Raw genomic sequence first — 13,808 nt, forward strand, 5'->3', positions numbered from 1 at the left:
GAGCGGCTCCCGGACCTCCACCGTCGCCCGGACGCGCACCCGGCCCTGACCCGGGACCGCGTCCCTCGCGGGGACCGCCGTCGTCCCGCCCTCCGGGCAACCGGGGGTGCGGCGGTCCCCGCGATTATTCATGCGCGGGCGGCGTGCACGGCGTTCACGCCGATGATCCCCGGCCAGGCCACGACGAGCCCCTCGATCCCGGCGTTCGCGGCGCCGGTCGCGGACAGGGGGACGGCCAGGACCAGCGAGACGACCCCGAAGCCGAATCACTCCCGGAACGTCCCGAGCGGTGCTGCGGGCTGCGCACCGGCCTGCCCCTGGCGGCCGCCCCTCTGCTGCTCGGCGAGGTACTGCGTGCCGGTGAGCCGCTGCTCGGCTTCTCCAGGAAGGAGTCGATGAGCGCGGACTCGTACTCCGGCCCCAGCTCACGACGGGCCTGCGGGGTGGCGTCGAGCTCTCGCCCGAGCTCAGGGTCACGCTTCCCTACGCTTACGGAGCGAATCCCGGGAGTCCCGGTCATCGGCGTCACCCCCTGTCGCCGAGGCCCTTCGCACGGGGCGGGCTGCGCCCCGTCGGCGTAGCGTTGTTGACGGAAGACGGGAGGCGCGCCCATGGCCACCACGACAACGTCCGCCCGTGCCGTTCCCCGCACGGTCGGGACGAGGGCCCGCTTGGTCAACGAGGCCGAGCTGCGGGCGACGCTCACCACGTTCCGCGAGCTCTCCGACGAGGACTGGCGCCGTCCGACCCCCTGCACCGGCTGGAAAGTCCGGGACATGCTGGCGCACGTCGTCGGCCAGTACGAGGAGCTCCCGCGTCCCTGGGTCTCCGTGCGGCGGATCCGGCGGGCCGCGCGGACCCACCCGCACCTCGGCCGGCTGGACGGGCACAACGAGGCCCAGATCGAGGACCGGCAGGCCGTCCCGGGACGCGAACTGATCGGCGCCCTCGCCCACTTCGCACCCCAGGGCCTCATCGCTCTGCGCCGCACGCCGGCCCCGGTCCGTCGCAGGATCCGGCTGAGTCTGCTCTACCCGGAGGCGAAGGCGCTGCCCGACGACTCCCTGGACTATCTCGGCAACGTCCTCATCGCCCGCGACACCTGGATGCACCGGGTCGACCTCAGCGACGCCACCGGGGCCGAGCTGGTCCTCGACGGGCACGACCGGGAGATCGTGGATCAGGTGGTGCTGGACCTGGCGCTCGCCTGGACGGGCCCCGCGGCCGAACTCGACCTCCACGGCCCCGCCGCCGGAGGACGCCGGCTGCTGGGCATCGGCACCCCGGCGGCCACCCTCCACGCGGACGCGGTCGACTTCGCCCGGCACGTGTCGGGGCGGCCGACGCACGGCCGGCCGGAACTGGAGGGCGAGCCCGGGGCGAGGGCCGCGCTGCTGGCGGCCCGCGTCGTGTTCTGACGCACCGGCCGGGCGTTCAGGGGGGAGTCACCTCGGCGAGGAAGGCCTCGGGCGTGACCGCGTATCCCAGGGCGTTGATGACGGGGACCGGGCTGCGGTCGATCAGGACCGTCGGGGTGGAGCGGACGCCGCTCGTCCCGAACGCCGCCGACACCTGCGCCGCCCACGGCAGATAGGTGCGCTCCATGACCTTCTGCCGGAAGCCGTCGGTGTGCAGCGCCTCGACCTCGTCGGCCAGCCGCAGCAAGGTGTCCCGGTCGGCGAAGGCGTCCACGTCCTCGCTGGGCTGACCGGCGTACAGCGCCCGCAGGAAGAGCATGAACGGCTTCTGCCCCTCGTCCGCTGCGGCTCCCAGCGCGGCGAGCGCCTCCAGGGAGCCGCTGCCGCCCGCGGCATCGTCGATGAACGTGCCGAAACGGTGGTCCACCGCGAATCTGCCCTCGTCCGCGGCCCGCTCCATCACGGCTCCGAGGCCGAGCTCCATGCGCTTGCAGTAGGGGCAGCGCAGATCGGCGTAGACACTCAGCACGTGCGCGGCGTCGGGGTCGCCGTAGCGGACGATGACGCCGCCGGGCCCTCTCGTGTTGGCTGGGATCATGAACCCAGGGTCCGCAGGGGAGTGCGGGCCCGCAAGGTGAGGGCCGGAGAGGCGCGGACGCGGGGGCTGTATATGGACATGCACACCGCTTGCTGGCTGAATGGATTCCTCGCTGCCGGACCGGTGCGGCGGAACTCTTGGAGGAGGCACATGAGCGGGAGCAGCCCGGCTGCGAGGGTGCAGCGGCTCTTCGAGGGGCGGCGGCTCACACCCACCCAGCGCCGGATCGCGCACTCCATGGTGCGGCGGGCCGCCGATGCCCCGTTCCTGTCGAGTGTGGAGCTCGCCGAGCTGGCCGGGGTCAGCCAGCCGTCCGTCACCCGCTTCGCCGTGGCGCTCGGATTCGACGGATACCCGGCGCTGCGCAAGCACCTGAGGGAGGTCACCCCGGGAGGAGCGGCCGACGGGGACGGCGTGGAGGAGGGGCCCAACGAGTACCAGCAGGCGGTGCTGGCGGAGATCGAGAATCTGCGGCAGCTGTCCGGGCTGCTCGCCGATCCGGCCCCCTTGGAGCGGGCGGGACGGGTGCTCGCCGGGTCCAGGCCGCTGCTCGTGCTGGGGCTGCGGGCCGCGTCCTCGCAGGCCCGGGGGTTCGGGTACTTCGCCGCCAAGGTGCACCCGGACGTACGCGTACTCGACGAGGGCGGCAGCATGCTGCACGACCGCATCGATGCCGCCAGGCGGGCGGGCGCGAGCGCGGTGATGTGCTTCGCGCTGCCGCGGCACCCGCGCGAGGTCGTGGACGCGCTCGCGTATGCGCGGGAGCAGGGGCTGACCGTCGTGACCGTGTCCGACTCGGCGTTCGCTCCGGTGGCGGCCCACAGCGATCTGCTGATTCCGGCCGCCGTGGGGACCGGACTCGCCTTCGACACCGCCTGTGCGCCGATGCTGCTGGGGCGGGTGCTGCTGGAGGCCATGTGCGACGGGCTTCCCGAGGCGCAGGCCCGGCTGGAGGAGTTCGACGCGAAGGCCGTCGCGCGGGGGCTGTTCGTCGACTAGTGGCATGCCTGGCCGGTATTCCGGGCGGGCGGCTTCCGCCGGTTCTCAGACATCGCTCATCTGTGCCTATCAATCTACGCACCGACTGGGTGGAGCGTGGCCGGCCCGCGGGCCGACGGGTGAAGGCCTACCGGACGACCGGCCCTGTGGCGGGGGACGCCGCACCCGGTGGGGCGCGGCGCCGCCGGTAGGAACGCCGGGTCAGACCTCGAGGTCCGCTTCGATCTTCCGCAGCTGGTGGCGGGCCATCGCGAGGTTGGCCCGGCCGGAGTCCAGCACGAGGTAGAGGAACAGGCCGTTGCTGCCACGGGTCCTGAGCAGCCGGATCAGGTGGTACTGGGTGCCGAGGGTGATCAGGATGTCCTCGATCTCGTCCTTGATGCCCAGGTGCTCCATGGTCCGGAGCTTCGCCCGGACGACGTCCGTGTTCCCGGCCGCCGCGACCTCCAGGTTGAAGTCCTTGCCACCGCCGAGGTGGCCCAGTGCCATGCCGCTGGTGTAGTCGACGAGTGCGACACCGAGGGTCCCCTCGATCGACGCCATCGCATCCTTCAGTGCCGCTTCGGTGGTGGCCATAGTGCTCGTTTCCTTTCCCTGGACGGCCCGGTGGCCGGTCCGTTGCTTGGTGGTGCGCTCTCCGCCCGTGGCGCGTGCGTGACGGGCCGCGGCGGATGTCACGTGGAGTCCGGTGTGGTGCGGCGGGGCAGGGCCCGGGCCTGCTGCGGGCGTGGAGGCGGCGCGGGGCGGTCGGCGCGCTCCTGTGCGGCGTCGACCATTTCGCCGATGCGTGCGCCGGAGCGGCGGCCCTCGAGGTGGAGGCGGCCGACGTTGATGCGGTCCTCGGCCAGCAGGGTCAGGACGGCGGAGGAGCCCGCCGCGTACGTGGCGATGTAACCGCTCTCGCCCCGGATCAGGAGCTCGCGGAAGCCGCCGCGTCCGGTGGCGTCGGTCATCCTGATCGAGACGCCGAGTGCGGCGGCGGTCAGCGCGGCGACGCCCTCGGCCTCGGTGCCAGGGGTGTCGTGGGCGAGCAGCAGGCCGTCGGTACTGGCGGCCAGCGCGCCGGTCAGGAGCGGGACCCGGGCGCGTAACCGCTGGAGCTCGTCGAGGACATCCTGTACTCCGGCCTCGGGCACCATCAGTTGTCTCCTCCCGGCACGCTGTCTCAGCGCGCGTATCACAGGGCCTCCAATGCGTCTCTGAGCCGGCGCAGCAGGGCGACGTCCGGGTCGTTCGTGACCTCGGGCAGCAGGATGCGGCTCTGCTCGGACACCGGCACCGCCTCCGGCCCGGTCGTGCCGGGGCGGACCGCTTCGACCAGTCCGGCAGCCGCCAGCCGGCGCAGGTCGACCAGGATGTGGAAGGCCGAGCGGCCCAGCTCCTGGGCGATGTCCGTGGCGGTGCGCTCGCCGTTCACCAGGGCCAGGACGCGGCGCTGGCGCGGGGGCACCGGGGCGTCGACCGGGTGCGCGGTGGGAGAGAGCGGTGCGCTGTCGGTGTGTGCGTCCGGCCAGATCCGGTCCAGGAGTTCACGGCGCCGGAGCGTCTCGCGCTGCACGGCGTGCACGGGAACGGGGCGGACGGGGCCGATCCAGTGGGAGACCCCGTAGCGGAAGCGGGCCGGAGTCTGTGTGGGGGCCAGGGCGAAGAAGGCCGCGTCGTACAACGCCCCCAGGTGGCAGAGCTCCAGCGCACCGCCGGGGACCTGGCCGCTGTCCACGAGGTAGCGGCCGACCCGCTGCCGGGCGCCCGCCTGGGCTACCGCCTCCCACCAGCCCTCGGAGCGCAGGGCCCCGCCCGCGGTGAGCAGGATGTCGATCCCGGGTGTCGCGGGGCTCTCCGCGTGGACGACCTGGCCGTCGGCGAGATACAGGGTGCCGCGGTCGCGCAGCAGCGCGCCGGTCGCACGCTCCGCCGCGAGCCGCTGCAGCATCGGGGAGGGGGTGGCCCGTTCGGGTAAGCCGGGCGGGGCGGTGACGGCGGGCCTCATGCCAGGACCAGCCGCTCCGCTATCTCGCCGAGCCTTATGCGCGCCAGGGCGAGGTTGCCCTCCGCGCGGTCCAGCCAGAGGTGGAGGAAGACGCTGCTGTCGAAGGACGTCTCGACGAAACGGAGGATGTGGTAGCCGGGGGCGGTGGTGACGATGACGTCCTCGACGGTGGGGGCGGGACGGCCCGGTAAGCCGGCGGTGGGGGCGGGACGGCCCGGTAAGCCGGCGGTGGGTAACTCCGCTTGCGCGAAGACCGGTTGTTCGGCGGCCATCCTCGCCACTTCGGCCGTCTCGGCGGCCGTGGCCTCGTGGTCGCCGTTGGGCGACTCGCCGATGGTGCCGAGCGCGAGACCACTCGTCCAGTCGACCACTGCGGCCCCCCGGGCACCGGGCAGCCTCATGACTTCGATCAGGCACTCGTCGATTCCGGGCAACGCGAACTCCCCTCCCGACGTGGCGTTCGGATGTAATGGAGAGGCTACGCAACGTGTGTGCGACTGGTGGGAGTTATGGCATTTTCCAGAGGTACATGCGCAGGGCCGTCCGAAGGGCGGTCTCGACGACGCCCCCTGTTGACTAGGACTATTCAGGTGGACAGGATGTGAATAGGAGAGTCACATACGCGAGGAGGCATCCCCCATGTCAGGACCCCGCCCCGTACGGGCACCGCGCGGTACCGAACTGAGCGCCCTGGGATGGCAGCAGGAAGCCGCCCTCCGCATGCTGCAGAACAACCTGGACCCCGAGGTCGCCGAACACCCCGACAAGCTCGTCGTCTACGGCGGCACGGGCAAGGCCGCCCGCGACTGGCGGTCCTTCGACGCCATGGTCCGTACGCTGCGGACGCTCAAGCAGGACGAGACGATGCTCGTCCAGTCCGGGCGGCCGGTGGGCGTCATGCAGACCCACGAATGGGCGCCGCGCGTCCTGATCGCCAACTCCAACCTGGTGGGCGACTGGGCCAACTGGGAGGAGTTCCGTCGCCTGGAGGCCCTCGGGCTCACCATGTACGGGCAGATGACCGCGGGATCCTGGATCTACATCGGGACCCAGGGCATCCTCCAGGGCACGTACGAGACCTTCGCCGCCGTCGCGGCGAAGCGGTTCGGCGGGACGCTGGCGGGGACCATCACGCTGACGGCCGGACTCGGCGGCATGGGCGGGGCCCAGCCGCTGGCCGTCACCATGAACGACGGCGTCGCCCTCTGCGTCGACTGCGACCCGCGCGCCATCGAGCGCCGGATCGAGCACCGCTTCCTGGACGTCCGGGCCGACTCGCTGGAGCACGCGCTCCAGCTGGCCGTCGAGGCCCGTGACGCGCGGCGCCCGCTCTCCATCGGTCTGCTCGGCAACGCCGCGGATCTGCTGCCCCGGATGCTCGCCGAGGGCGCGCCGGTCGACATCGTCACCGACCAGACCAGTGCGCACGACCCGCTCGCCTATCTGCCCGTCGGCGTCGAACTGGACGACATGGCCTCCTACGCGGCCGAGAAGCCCGCCGACTTCACCCGGCGCGCCCGGGAGTCGATGGCCGCGCATGTCGAGGCGATGGTCGGCTTCATGGACGCGGGGGCCGAGGTCTTCGACTACGGCAACTCGATCCGGGGCGAGGCCCAGCTCGCCGGGTACGCGCGCGCGTTCGACTTCCCGGGCTTCGTGCCCGCCTACATCCGGCCGCTCTTCTGCGAGGGCAAGGGGCCCTTCCGGTGGGCGGCGCTGTCGGGCGAGGCGTCCGACATCCACAAGACGGACAAGGCCCTGCTCGAACTCTTCCCGGAGAACGAGTCGTTGCACCGCTGGATCAGGATGGCCGGTGAGCGAGTCCACTTCCAGGGGCTGCCGGCCCGGATCTGTTGGCTCGGATACGGCGAGCGCGACAAGGCCGGCGAGCGGTTCAACGACATGGTCGCGAGTGGTGAGCTCGCCGCGCCGCTGGCCATCGGCCGTGACCACCTGGACTGCGGTTCGGTCGCCTCGCCGTACCGGGAGACCGAGGCCATGCTCGACGGCTCCGACGCCATCGCGGACTGGCCGCTTCTCAACGCCATGGTCAACGTGGCTTCGGGGGCGTCATGGGTGTCCCTGCACCACGGGGGCGGCGTGGGGATGGGGCGCTCGATCCACGCGGGGCAGGTGACGGTCGCCGACGGCACGGAGCTCGCGGGCGAGAAGATCCGGCGGGTCCTCACGAACGACCCCGGCATGGGCGTCATCCGGCATGTCGACGCGGGTTACGACATCGCGGAGTCCGTCGCCTCGGACAAGGACGTGCGGGTCCCGATGGCGGAGGGCGACGGCCGGTGACATCCCCCGAACCGTTGTCGTTCCAGGCCATGTGGCGCGACCTGGCCCCCCTCGGCCTCGACCCCGGCAGCGGCGGCTACCGCCGGTACGCCTGGACCGGTGCCGACCGGGACTGCAGGGAGTGGTTCCGTGTCCAGGCCGAGTCCCGTGGGCTCGTCCACGAGGTCGACCGCAACGGCAACCAGTGGGCCTGGCTCGGCGATCCGCTCGCCGGGGACGCCGTGGTCACCGGGTCCCATCTCGACTCGGTGCCCGACGGTGGCGCCTTCGACGGCCCCCTCGGCGTGGTGTCCTCCTTCGCCGCCCTGGACGAACTCCGCAGCAGAGGGGCGGACTTCACCAAGCCCCTTGCCATCGCCAACTTCGGCGACGAGGAAGGGGCCCGCTTCGGTCTCGCCTGCGTCGGCTCCCGGCTCGCCGCCGGACAGCTGACCGCCGAACACGCGCACCGGCTCCGCGACGGGGACGGCGTCTCGCTGCCGCAGGCCATGGAGGCGGCGGGATACGACCCCGATGCCATCGGCCCCGACCCCGAACGCCTCGCCCGCATCGGCGCGTTCGTCGAGCTCCATGTGGAGCAGGGGCGCGCCCTCGACCTGAGCGGGGACCCGGTCGGGGTCGCCTCGGCCATCTGGCCGCACGGCCGCTGGCGGTTCGACTTCCGGGGCGAGGCCAACCACGCCGGCACGACGCGCCTCGCCGACCGGCGTGACCCGATGCTCACGTATGCCGAGACCGTGCTCGCGGCCCGCCGCGAGGCGGAGCTCGCCGGAGGCCTCGCGACCTTCGGCAAGATCGCGGTCGAGCCGAACGGGGTCAACGCCATCCCCTCCGTCGTACGCGGCTGGCTCGACTCACGGGCCTTTGACCAGGCCACTCTCGACTCCGTCGTGAGTGGCATCGAGCGGGCCGCGCGGGAGCACGCCGAGCGGGCCGGGATCGGCCTCGACGTCGTACGCGAGTCGTTCACCCCGGTGGTGGACTTCGAGCACGCGCTGCGGGACGAGATCCGCCGGGTGCTGGAGAAGCGGGGCTGCGACGGCGCTGACGGCGCCGAGAGCCCCGTGCCGGTGCTCGGCACGGGGGCTGGACACGACGCGGGTATTTTGTCCGCTTCCGTGCCGACCGCCATGCTGTTCGTACGGAACCCCACCGGGATCTCGCACTCACCCGCCGAGCACGCCGCGGAGGACGACTGCGTGGCCGGGGTGCGGGCACTCGCCGACGTACTGGAAGGTCTCGCGTGCAGCTGACTACGCAACCGACGGGCACACCGGTCACCGCGACGTACTGGATGTCGCACGCCTGGCTCGGCACCCATGTCGAGCCGGGCGTCCTCCTGGACGTGGCCGGCGGGCGCATCGCCGGAGTCCGGACGGGCATCGACACGCCGCCGCCCGGAGCCACCGCGCTGCACGGCCTGACCGTCCCGGGACTGGCCAACACCCATTCGCATGCCTTCCACCGCGCGCTGCGCTCCACCGCCCAGGTGGGATCCGGCACCTTCTGGACATGGCGCGAGCTGATGTACCGGACGGCCTCCCGTCTCACCCCCGACACCTACTACGACCTGGCCCGTGCGACGTACGCAGAGATGGCGCTGGCCGGGATCACCGCGGTGGGCGAATTCCACTATCTGCACCACGCGCCCGGCGGCACGCCCTACGAGAACCCGAACGCCATGGGCGAGGCGCTCATCGCCGCGGCGGCCGAGGCCGGCATCCGCATCACCCTGCTCGACACCGCCTATCTCGCCGCCGGATTCGGCGAGAAGCCGAGCCGGCACCAGCTGCGTTTCTCCGACACCACCGCCGACGCCTGGGCCGAACGTGCCTCCCTCCTCAAGGGCGACGACGACCTGGTGGTGATCGGCGCCGCGATCCATTCCGTACGGGCCGTCCCCGCAGGGCAGCTGTCCACCGTCGCCCGGTGGGCCCAGGAACGGGCGGTCCCGCTCCATGTCCACCTCTCCGAGCAGACCGCGGAGAACGACGCCTGCCTCGCCGCCCACCGCCGCACCCCGGCCCGGCTCCTCGCCGACCACGGTGTTCTCGGTCCGCACACCACCGGCATCCACAACACGCACCTCACGGCCGAGGACATCGAGCTGCTGGGCTCCTCCCGGACGGGCACCTGCATGTGCCCCACCACCGAACGCGACCTCGCCGACGGCATCGGCCCCGCGACCGCTCTCCAGGGCGCGGGTTCTCCCCTCTCGCTGGGCAGTGACAGCCACGCCGTGATCGACCTCTTCGAAGAGGCGCGGGCGATGGAGCTCAACGAACGCCTGCGGACCCATGCGCGCGGTCACTGGACGGCGGCAGCCCTGCTCAGGGCGGCGTCCGCCGAGGGGCATGCCGCGCTCGGCCGTCCGGACGCGGGCCTGCTCGAACCCGGCGCGCCCGCCGATCTCGCCACCGTCGCGCTGGACTCCGTCAGAACAGCGGGGCCGCTGCCCCGGCTGGCAGCAGAAGCAGCCGTATTCGCCGCCACCGCCGCCGATGTGCGGCACACCGTGGTGGCGGGCCGGCACATCGTCCGGGACGGCCGGCACACACGGATCGAGGACGTACCCGAAGCGCTGGCCTCGGCCGTCGCCGCCCTGCACGGCTGAGCGGCCTGCCGGATGGACGACCCCGGCCGACGACCCCGGCAGTCCAGCCGGGCGAACCTGACGAAAGCTGTGCCCGGATGACGACGACGACCGCCCTCACCCACATCGCGAACCTGGTCACCAACGACCCCTCCCTCGGCGACGGGACCCCCCTGGGCCTGATCCGGGACGCGGCCGTCGTCATCGACGGCGACCGCATCGTGTGGACCGGTGAATCCAGCAAAGCACCCGCCACTGACAACGCCGTCGACGCGGGCGGCCGCGCCGTGATCCCCGGCTTCGTGGACTCCCACTCCCACCTGGTGTTCGCAGGCGACCGCACCGCCGAGTTCAACGCCCGTATGTCCGGCCGTCCCTACTCCGCGGGCGGCATCCGCGCGACCGTGGCCACCACCCGCGCCGCCTCCGACGACGCGCTCTCCGCCAACGTCGCGCGCTATCTGGCCGAGGCACTCCGGCAGGGCACCACCACCTTCGAGACCAAGTCCGGCTACGGCCTCACCGTCGAGGACGAGGCACGCGCCCTGCGCATCGCCGCCCGCCACACCGACGAGGTCACCTTCCTCGGCGCCCACATCGTGTCCCCGGACTACGCCGGCGACCCCGCCGGTTACGTGGACCTCGTCACCGGGCCGATGCTGGACGCCTGCGCCCCGTACGCCCGTTGGATCGACGTCTTCTGCGAGCGGGGTGCCTTCGACGAGGACCAGGCGCGCACGATCCTCACCGCGGGTCTGGCCAGGGGCCTGCACCCCCGCGTCCACGCCAACCAGCTCGGCCACGGTCCCGGAGTCCGGCTCGCCGTCGAGCTCGACGCCGCGTCCGCCGACCACTGCACCCACCTCGACGACGCCGACCTCGACGCGCTCGGTCAGGGCCGCACCGTCGCCACCCTTCTCCCCGGCGCCGAGTTCTCCACCCGCGCGGTCTGGCCCGACGCCCGCCGCATCCTCGGCGCGGGCGCCACCGTCGCCCTGTCCACCGACTGCAACCCGGGCTCCTCGTTCACCTCCTCCATGCCGTTCTGTATCGCCCTCGCCGTACGGGACATGGGCATGACCCCCGATGAAGCGGTCTGGTCCGCCACCGCCGGAGGAGCCGCCGCGCTGCGCCGCACCGACATCGGCCGCATCACCCCGGGAGCGCGCGCCGACCTCGTGCTCCTCGACGCGCCGAGCCATGTCCACCTGGCCTACCGGCCGGGAGTCCCGCTGGTCAGCGCCGTATGGCGGCGGGGGGAGCGGGTCGTGTGACGCTCCCGTCCGAGCGGACCCGATATTCACCGGTCGGTCACAGGATGTCGCGGCTGTCTACCGCCGAGTGACCGCGCCCGGTACCGTTTCCGACAGCGTGGCTCAGGGGGGTAGGACCGGGGGGTCTTGGTGAGCAGCAGGCGCATACGTGTGGTCAGGCCCGGAGATCTGGGCGCGGGGGACATCGAGATCTGGCGGGAGCTGCGGGCGAAGTCCGGCGCCCCCGCTCATCCGTTCATGCAACCGGAATTCACCCTCGCCGTCGGCCGCGTCCGGCCGCGCGCGTGGGTGGCGGTGATCAGCGAGGAACCCGGGGGAACGGCCGGTTTTCTCCCCTTCGAGCGGGGACGGCTCGGCCACGGACGGGCCATCGGCTTCGGGGTCTCCGACGTCCAGGGCGCGGTGCTGCGCCCCGGCCTTCCGCTGGACGCGAAGGAGCTGCTGCGGGCCTGCGGCCTCTCCGCCTGGGAGTTCGACAATCTGGAGGCGCGCCAGGGCCTCTTCGAGCCGGACGCCGCCCGCTCGCACGCCTCGTACGTCATCGATGTCGGCGACGGTTACGAGAGCTACGAGAACGCGCTGCGCGCACAGTCGCCGAAGTTCCTCAGAACCACCCTGGCCAAGGAGCGCAAGCTCGGCCGCGCGGCGGGGGAGGTGCGGTTCGTCCTCGACGAACGGGACCCGAAGGTGCTGCGGACCCTGATGGAGTGGAAGTCCGCCCAGTACCGCAGGACCGGCCGCCGCGACCGCTTCGCCAAGGCGTGGATCCGCGGGCTGGTGGAGTTCCTCTTCCACACCCGGGCGCCCGGATGCTCCGGCCTGCTCTCCGTCCTGTACGCGGGTGACAGGCCCGTGGCCGCCCACTTCGGGCTGCGCTCGCGGACGGTGCTCTCATGCTGGTTCCCGGCGTACGACCCCGAGTTCGCGAAGTACTCGCCGGGCCTGATCCTGCATCTGCGGATGGCGCGGGCGGCGGCGGGCGACGGCATCGTGATGCTCGACATGGGGCGCGGGGCGGCCGAGTACAAGGACGCGCTGAAGACCGGTGAGCTCACGGTCCACGAGGGCGCCTCGGTCAGGCCGGGTGCGGGCGCGGCCCTGCAGTGGCTCGGCCGTGAGCCCTCCCGCCGTGCGCACAGCTTCGTACGGAAAAGGCCCCGGCTCGCGGGCCTGGCGCAGCGCGGCCTGGAACGGGCCGGCCGTCTGCGCGAACCGAAACGTCCATAGTGACCGGGGGGAACCGGATGCCGTACGGGAACGGACAGACGAGGAACACGCAGCGGTTGCCGGACATCGGCCGGCTCGGCGGCATGGCCGTCGCCGAACTGGAACTCGACGCGGCCGACGGAACGGGCGTGCGGCTGGGGCCCGCCCCCGGCGGCCCGCCCCTGGACATGCGGGACGGTGACGAGCAGCGGGTCTTCGCCCTCGTACGGCTGCGCGGGCGCCCCATCGGCACGGTCGTCGGGCGTGTCAGGGCGGGTGACGACCCGGCCTCCGTCCTCGCCGGGCAGGCGGCGGACGAGATCGTCGTCCCCGACGTCCTGGAACGTCCACCGGCCGGGGAGGTGCCCAGGGCCACCGTCGTCGTCGCGACCAGGGAGCGCCCCGCGCCACTCGCCCGCGCCCTCGATTCGCTGCTCGCCCAGGACCACCCGGACTTCGAGATCGTGGTCGTCGACAACGCCCCGTCCACCGGGGCCACCCGCGAGCTCGTCACCTCCGCCTACGCCGGCCGGGGCGTGCGCTACGTGCTGGAGCCGGTGCCCGGTCTGGCGGCCGCGCACAACAGGGGCATCGCCGTCGCGGGGGCCGGCGTGCTCGCCTTCACCGACGACGACGTCATCGCCGACCCGCACTGGCTCACCGCCCTCACCAGGCCCTTCTGCGAGGACCCCAGGACGGCCTGTGTCACCGGCCTGATCCTGCCGGCCAGGCTGACCACCCCGGCGCAGGTCCTGCTGGAGAGCCACGGCGGATTCGCCAAGGGGTTCGCCGCGCGCCGTTACGACCCCGCGCACCCGCCTGCCGACGAGCCGCTCTTCCCGTTCGCCGCCGGGCGGTTCGGCTCCGGCGCCAACATGGCCTTCCGCGCGGGGCCGTTGCGGGCGGTCGGCGGTTTCGACCCCGCCACCGGCACCGGGACCCCGGCCAAGGGGGGCGACGACCTCTACGCCTTCGTACGGCTCCTCGCGGAGGGGTATCCGCTGCACTACACGCCCGACGCGATCGTCTGGCACCACCACCGGGAGCGCTGGGATGACCTGTGCGCGCAGGCGTACGGCTACGGGGCCGGGCTCACCGCCTGCCTCGCCGCGCTCCTGGTCCGCAGGCCCGCCCTGCTGCCGCCCCTGCTGGCCCGGCTGCCGCGCGGTCTCGCCCATGCCCTTTCGATGACGGCGCCGCGTGCCACCGACGCGGCAGGAAGCACCGGTGTTCCCGGCACACACGGCGCGTACACCCACCCGTGGCCCGGACATCTGTCCCGGCTGGAGCGGCGCGGTCTGCTGTACGGCCCCCTCGGATACGTACGCGCCCGGCTCGCGGTCCGTGGCGCATCACGCCCCTGGGAGGGGAGATGAGCGCGCGGGTACCCGAGGTGCCCGGCAGGCCGGAGGGGCGCGGATCGGCG

General features: G+C 72.7%; 13 protein-coding genes and 1 pseudogene. 8 read left to right on the forward strand and 6 right to left on the reverse strand.

Annotation, left to right across the window (positions count from 1 at the left end; all coding sequences use genetic code 11):
- Positions 1-128 precede the first annotated feature (128 nt).
- Positions 129-520: pseudogene (locus ACWD04_RS12705) on the reverse strand (hypothetical protein).
- A gap of 91 nt (positions 521-611) precedes the next feature.
- Here ACWD04_RS12705 and ACWD04_RS12710 point away from each other — a divergent pair.
- Positions 612-1,418 carry a maleylpyruvate isomerase family mycothiol-dependent enzyme gene (locus tag ACWD04_RS12710; protein ID WP_451131011.1) on the forward strand — a complete coding sequence of 269 codons (807 nt, stop codon included), beginning with the start codon at positions 612-614 and terminating at the stop codon, positions 1,416-1,418.
- Positions 1,419-1,434: 16 nt separating this feature from the next.
- Here ACWD04_RS12710 and ACWD04_RS12715 read toward each other — a convergent pair whose 3' ends face one another.
- Positions 1,435-2,016: a thioredoxin domain-containing protein gene (locus ACWD04_RS12715; protein WP_451131013.1), complete on the reverse strand. Its 582-nt coding sequence runs from the start codon at positions 2,014-2,016 to the stop codon at positions 1,435-1,437.
- Between the two features lie 150 nt (positions 2,017-2,166).
- On the opposite strand from ACWD04_RS12715, the gene ACWD04_RS12720 reads away from it, so the two are divergent.
- A complete protein-coding gene (locus ACWD04_RS12720; RefSeq protein WP_451131015.1) occupies positions 2,167-3,015 on the forward strand; it encodes a MurR/RpiR family transcriptional regulator in 849 nt (282 codons plus the stop codon).
- 201 nt (positions 3,016-3,216) lie between these two features.
- Here the strand turns inward: ACWD04_RS12720 and ACWD04_RS12725 are convergent, their stop codons facing one another.
- The 4 genes from ACWD04_RS12725 to ACWD04_RS12740 all read right to left on the reverse strand — a co-directional run bounded on the left by ACWD04_RS12725 (position 3,217) and on the right by ACWD04_RS12740 (position 5,439).
- A complete protein-coding gene (locus tag ACWD04_RS12725; protein ID WP_451131017.1) occupies positions 3,217-3,591 on the reverse strand; it encodes a hypothetical protein in 375 nt (124 codons plus the stop codon).
- Positions 3,592-3,689: 98 nt separating this feature from the next.
- Positions 3,690-4,154, reverse strand: coding sequence for a roadblock/LC7 domain-containing protein (locus ACWD04_RS12730; RefSeq protein WP_451131019.1), 465 nt, complete (start codon positions 4,152-4,154; stop codon positions 3,690-3,692).
- Between the two features lie 38 nt (positions 4,155-4,192).
- A complete protein-coding gene (locus ACWD04_RS12735; RefSeq protein ID WP_451131021.1) occupies positions 4,193-5,005 on the reverse strand; it encodes a helix-turn-helix domain-containing protein in 813 nt (270 codons plus the stop codon).
- On the reverse strand, positions 5,002-5,439 hold the full coding sequence (locus tag ACWD04_RS12740; protein WP_451131023.1) for a hypothetical protein: 438 nt from the start codon (positions 5,437-5,439) through the stop codon (positions 5,002-5,004). The genes ACWD04_RS12735 and ACWD04_RS12740 overlap by 4 nt, the downstream gene beginning before the upstream one ends.
- 205 nt (positions 5,440-5,644) lie before the next feature.
- On the opposite strand from ACWD04_RS12740, the gene hutU reads away from it, so the two are divergent.
- The 6 genes from hutU to ACWD04_RS12770 all read left to right on the forward strand — a co-directional run bounded on the left by hutU (position 5,645) and on the right by ACWD04_RS12770 (position 13,758).
- Positions 5,645-7,309 (forward strand): urocanate hydratase, encoded by a 1,665-nt coding sequence (gene hutU, locus ACWD04_RS12745; protein ID WP_451131025.1) that lies wholly within the window; start codon positions 5,645-5,647, stop codon positions 7,307-7,309.
- A 29-nt stretch (positions 7,310-7,338) separates the two neighbouring features.
- Complete coding sequence (locus ACWD04_RS12750) at positions 7,339-8,562, forward strand: allantoate amidohydrolase (protein ID WP_451131140.1); 1,224 nt, start codon at positions 7,339-7,341, stop codon at positions 8,560-8,562.
- Positions 8,553-9,923, forward strand: a complete 1,371-nt coding sequence (locus tag ACWD04_RS12755) for a formimidoylglutamate deiminase (RefSeq protein ID WP_451131027.1) — start codon at positions 8,553-8,555, stop codon at positions 9,921-9,923. The genes ACWD04_RS12750 and ACWD04_RS12755 overlap by 10 nt, the downstream gene beginning before the upstream one ends.
- Before the next feature lie 77 nt (positions 9,924-10,000).
- Positions 10,001-11,176: an imidazolonepropionase gene (hutI, locus tag ACWD04_RS12760; protein WP_451131029.1), complete on the forward strand. Its 1,176-nt coding sequence runs from the start codon at positions 10,001-10,003 to the stop codon at positions 11,174-11,176.
- Positions 11,177-11,320: 144 nt separating this feature from the next.
- A complete protein-coding gene (locus ACWD04_RS12765; RefSeq protein WP_451131142.1) occupies positions 11,321-12,403 on the forward strand; it encodes a GNAT family N-acetyltransferase in 1,083 nt (360 codons plus the stop codon).
- Positions 12,404-12,486: 83 nt separating this feature from the next.
- Positions 12,487-13,758: a glycosyltransferase family 2 protein gene (locus ACWD04_RS12770; RefSeq protein WP_451131144.1), complete on the forward strand. Its 1,272-nt coding sequence runs from the start codon at positions 12,487-12,489 to the stop codon at positions 13,756-13,758.
- The last annotated feature ends 50 nt before the right edge of the window (positions 13,759-13,808 follow it).

Source organism: Streptomyces sp. NPDC002911, assembly GCF_053591835.1.

What these genes read in the sequence shown, in the direction of transcription:
- ACWD04_RS12710 (WP_451131011.1), top strand. Translation starts at nt 612, where the DNA reads ATGGCCACCACGACAACGTCCGCCCGTGCCGTTCCCCGCACGGTCGGG.
- ACWD04_RS12715 (WP_451131013.1), bottom strand. Translation starts at nt 2,016, where the DNA reads ATGATCCCAGCCAACACGAGAGGGCCCGGCGGCGTCATCGTCCGCTAC.
- ACWD04_RS12720 (WP_451131015.1), top strand. Translation starts at nt 2,167, where the DNA reads ATGAGCGGGAGCAGCCCGGCTGCGAGGGTGCAGCGGCTCTTCGAGGGG.
- ACWD04_RS12725 (WP_451131017.1), bottom strand. Translation starts at nt 3,591, where the DNA reads ATGGCCACCACCGAAGCGGCACTGAAGGATGCGATGGCGTCGATCGAG.
- ACWD04_RS12730 (WP_451131019.1), bottom strand. Translation starts at nt 4,154, where the DNA reads ATGGTGCCCGAGGCCGGAGTACAGGATGTCCTCGACGAGCTCCAGCGG.
- ACWD04_RS12735 (WP_451131021.1), bottom strand. Translation starts at nt 5,005, where the DNA reads ATGAGGCCCGCCGTCACCGCCCCGCCCGGCTTACCCGAACGGGCCACC.
- hutU (WP_451131025.1), top strand. Translation starts at nt 5,645, where the DNA reads ATGTCAGGACCCCGCCCCGTACGGGCACCGCGCGGTACCGAACTGAGC.
- ACWD04_RS12750 (WP_451131140.1), top strand. Translation starts at nt 7,339, where the DNA reads ATGTGGCGCGACCTGGCCCCCCTCGGCCTCGACCCCGGCAGCGGCGGC.
- hutI (WP_451131029.1), top strand. Translation starts at nt 10,001, where the DNA reads ATGACGACGACGACCGCCCTCACCCACATCGCGAACCTGGTCACCAAC.
- ACWD04_RS12770 (WP_451131144.1), top strand. Translation starts at nt 12,487, where the DNA reads ATGGCCGTCGCCGAACTGGAACTCGACGCGGCCGACGGAACGGGCGTG.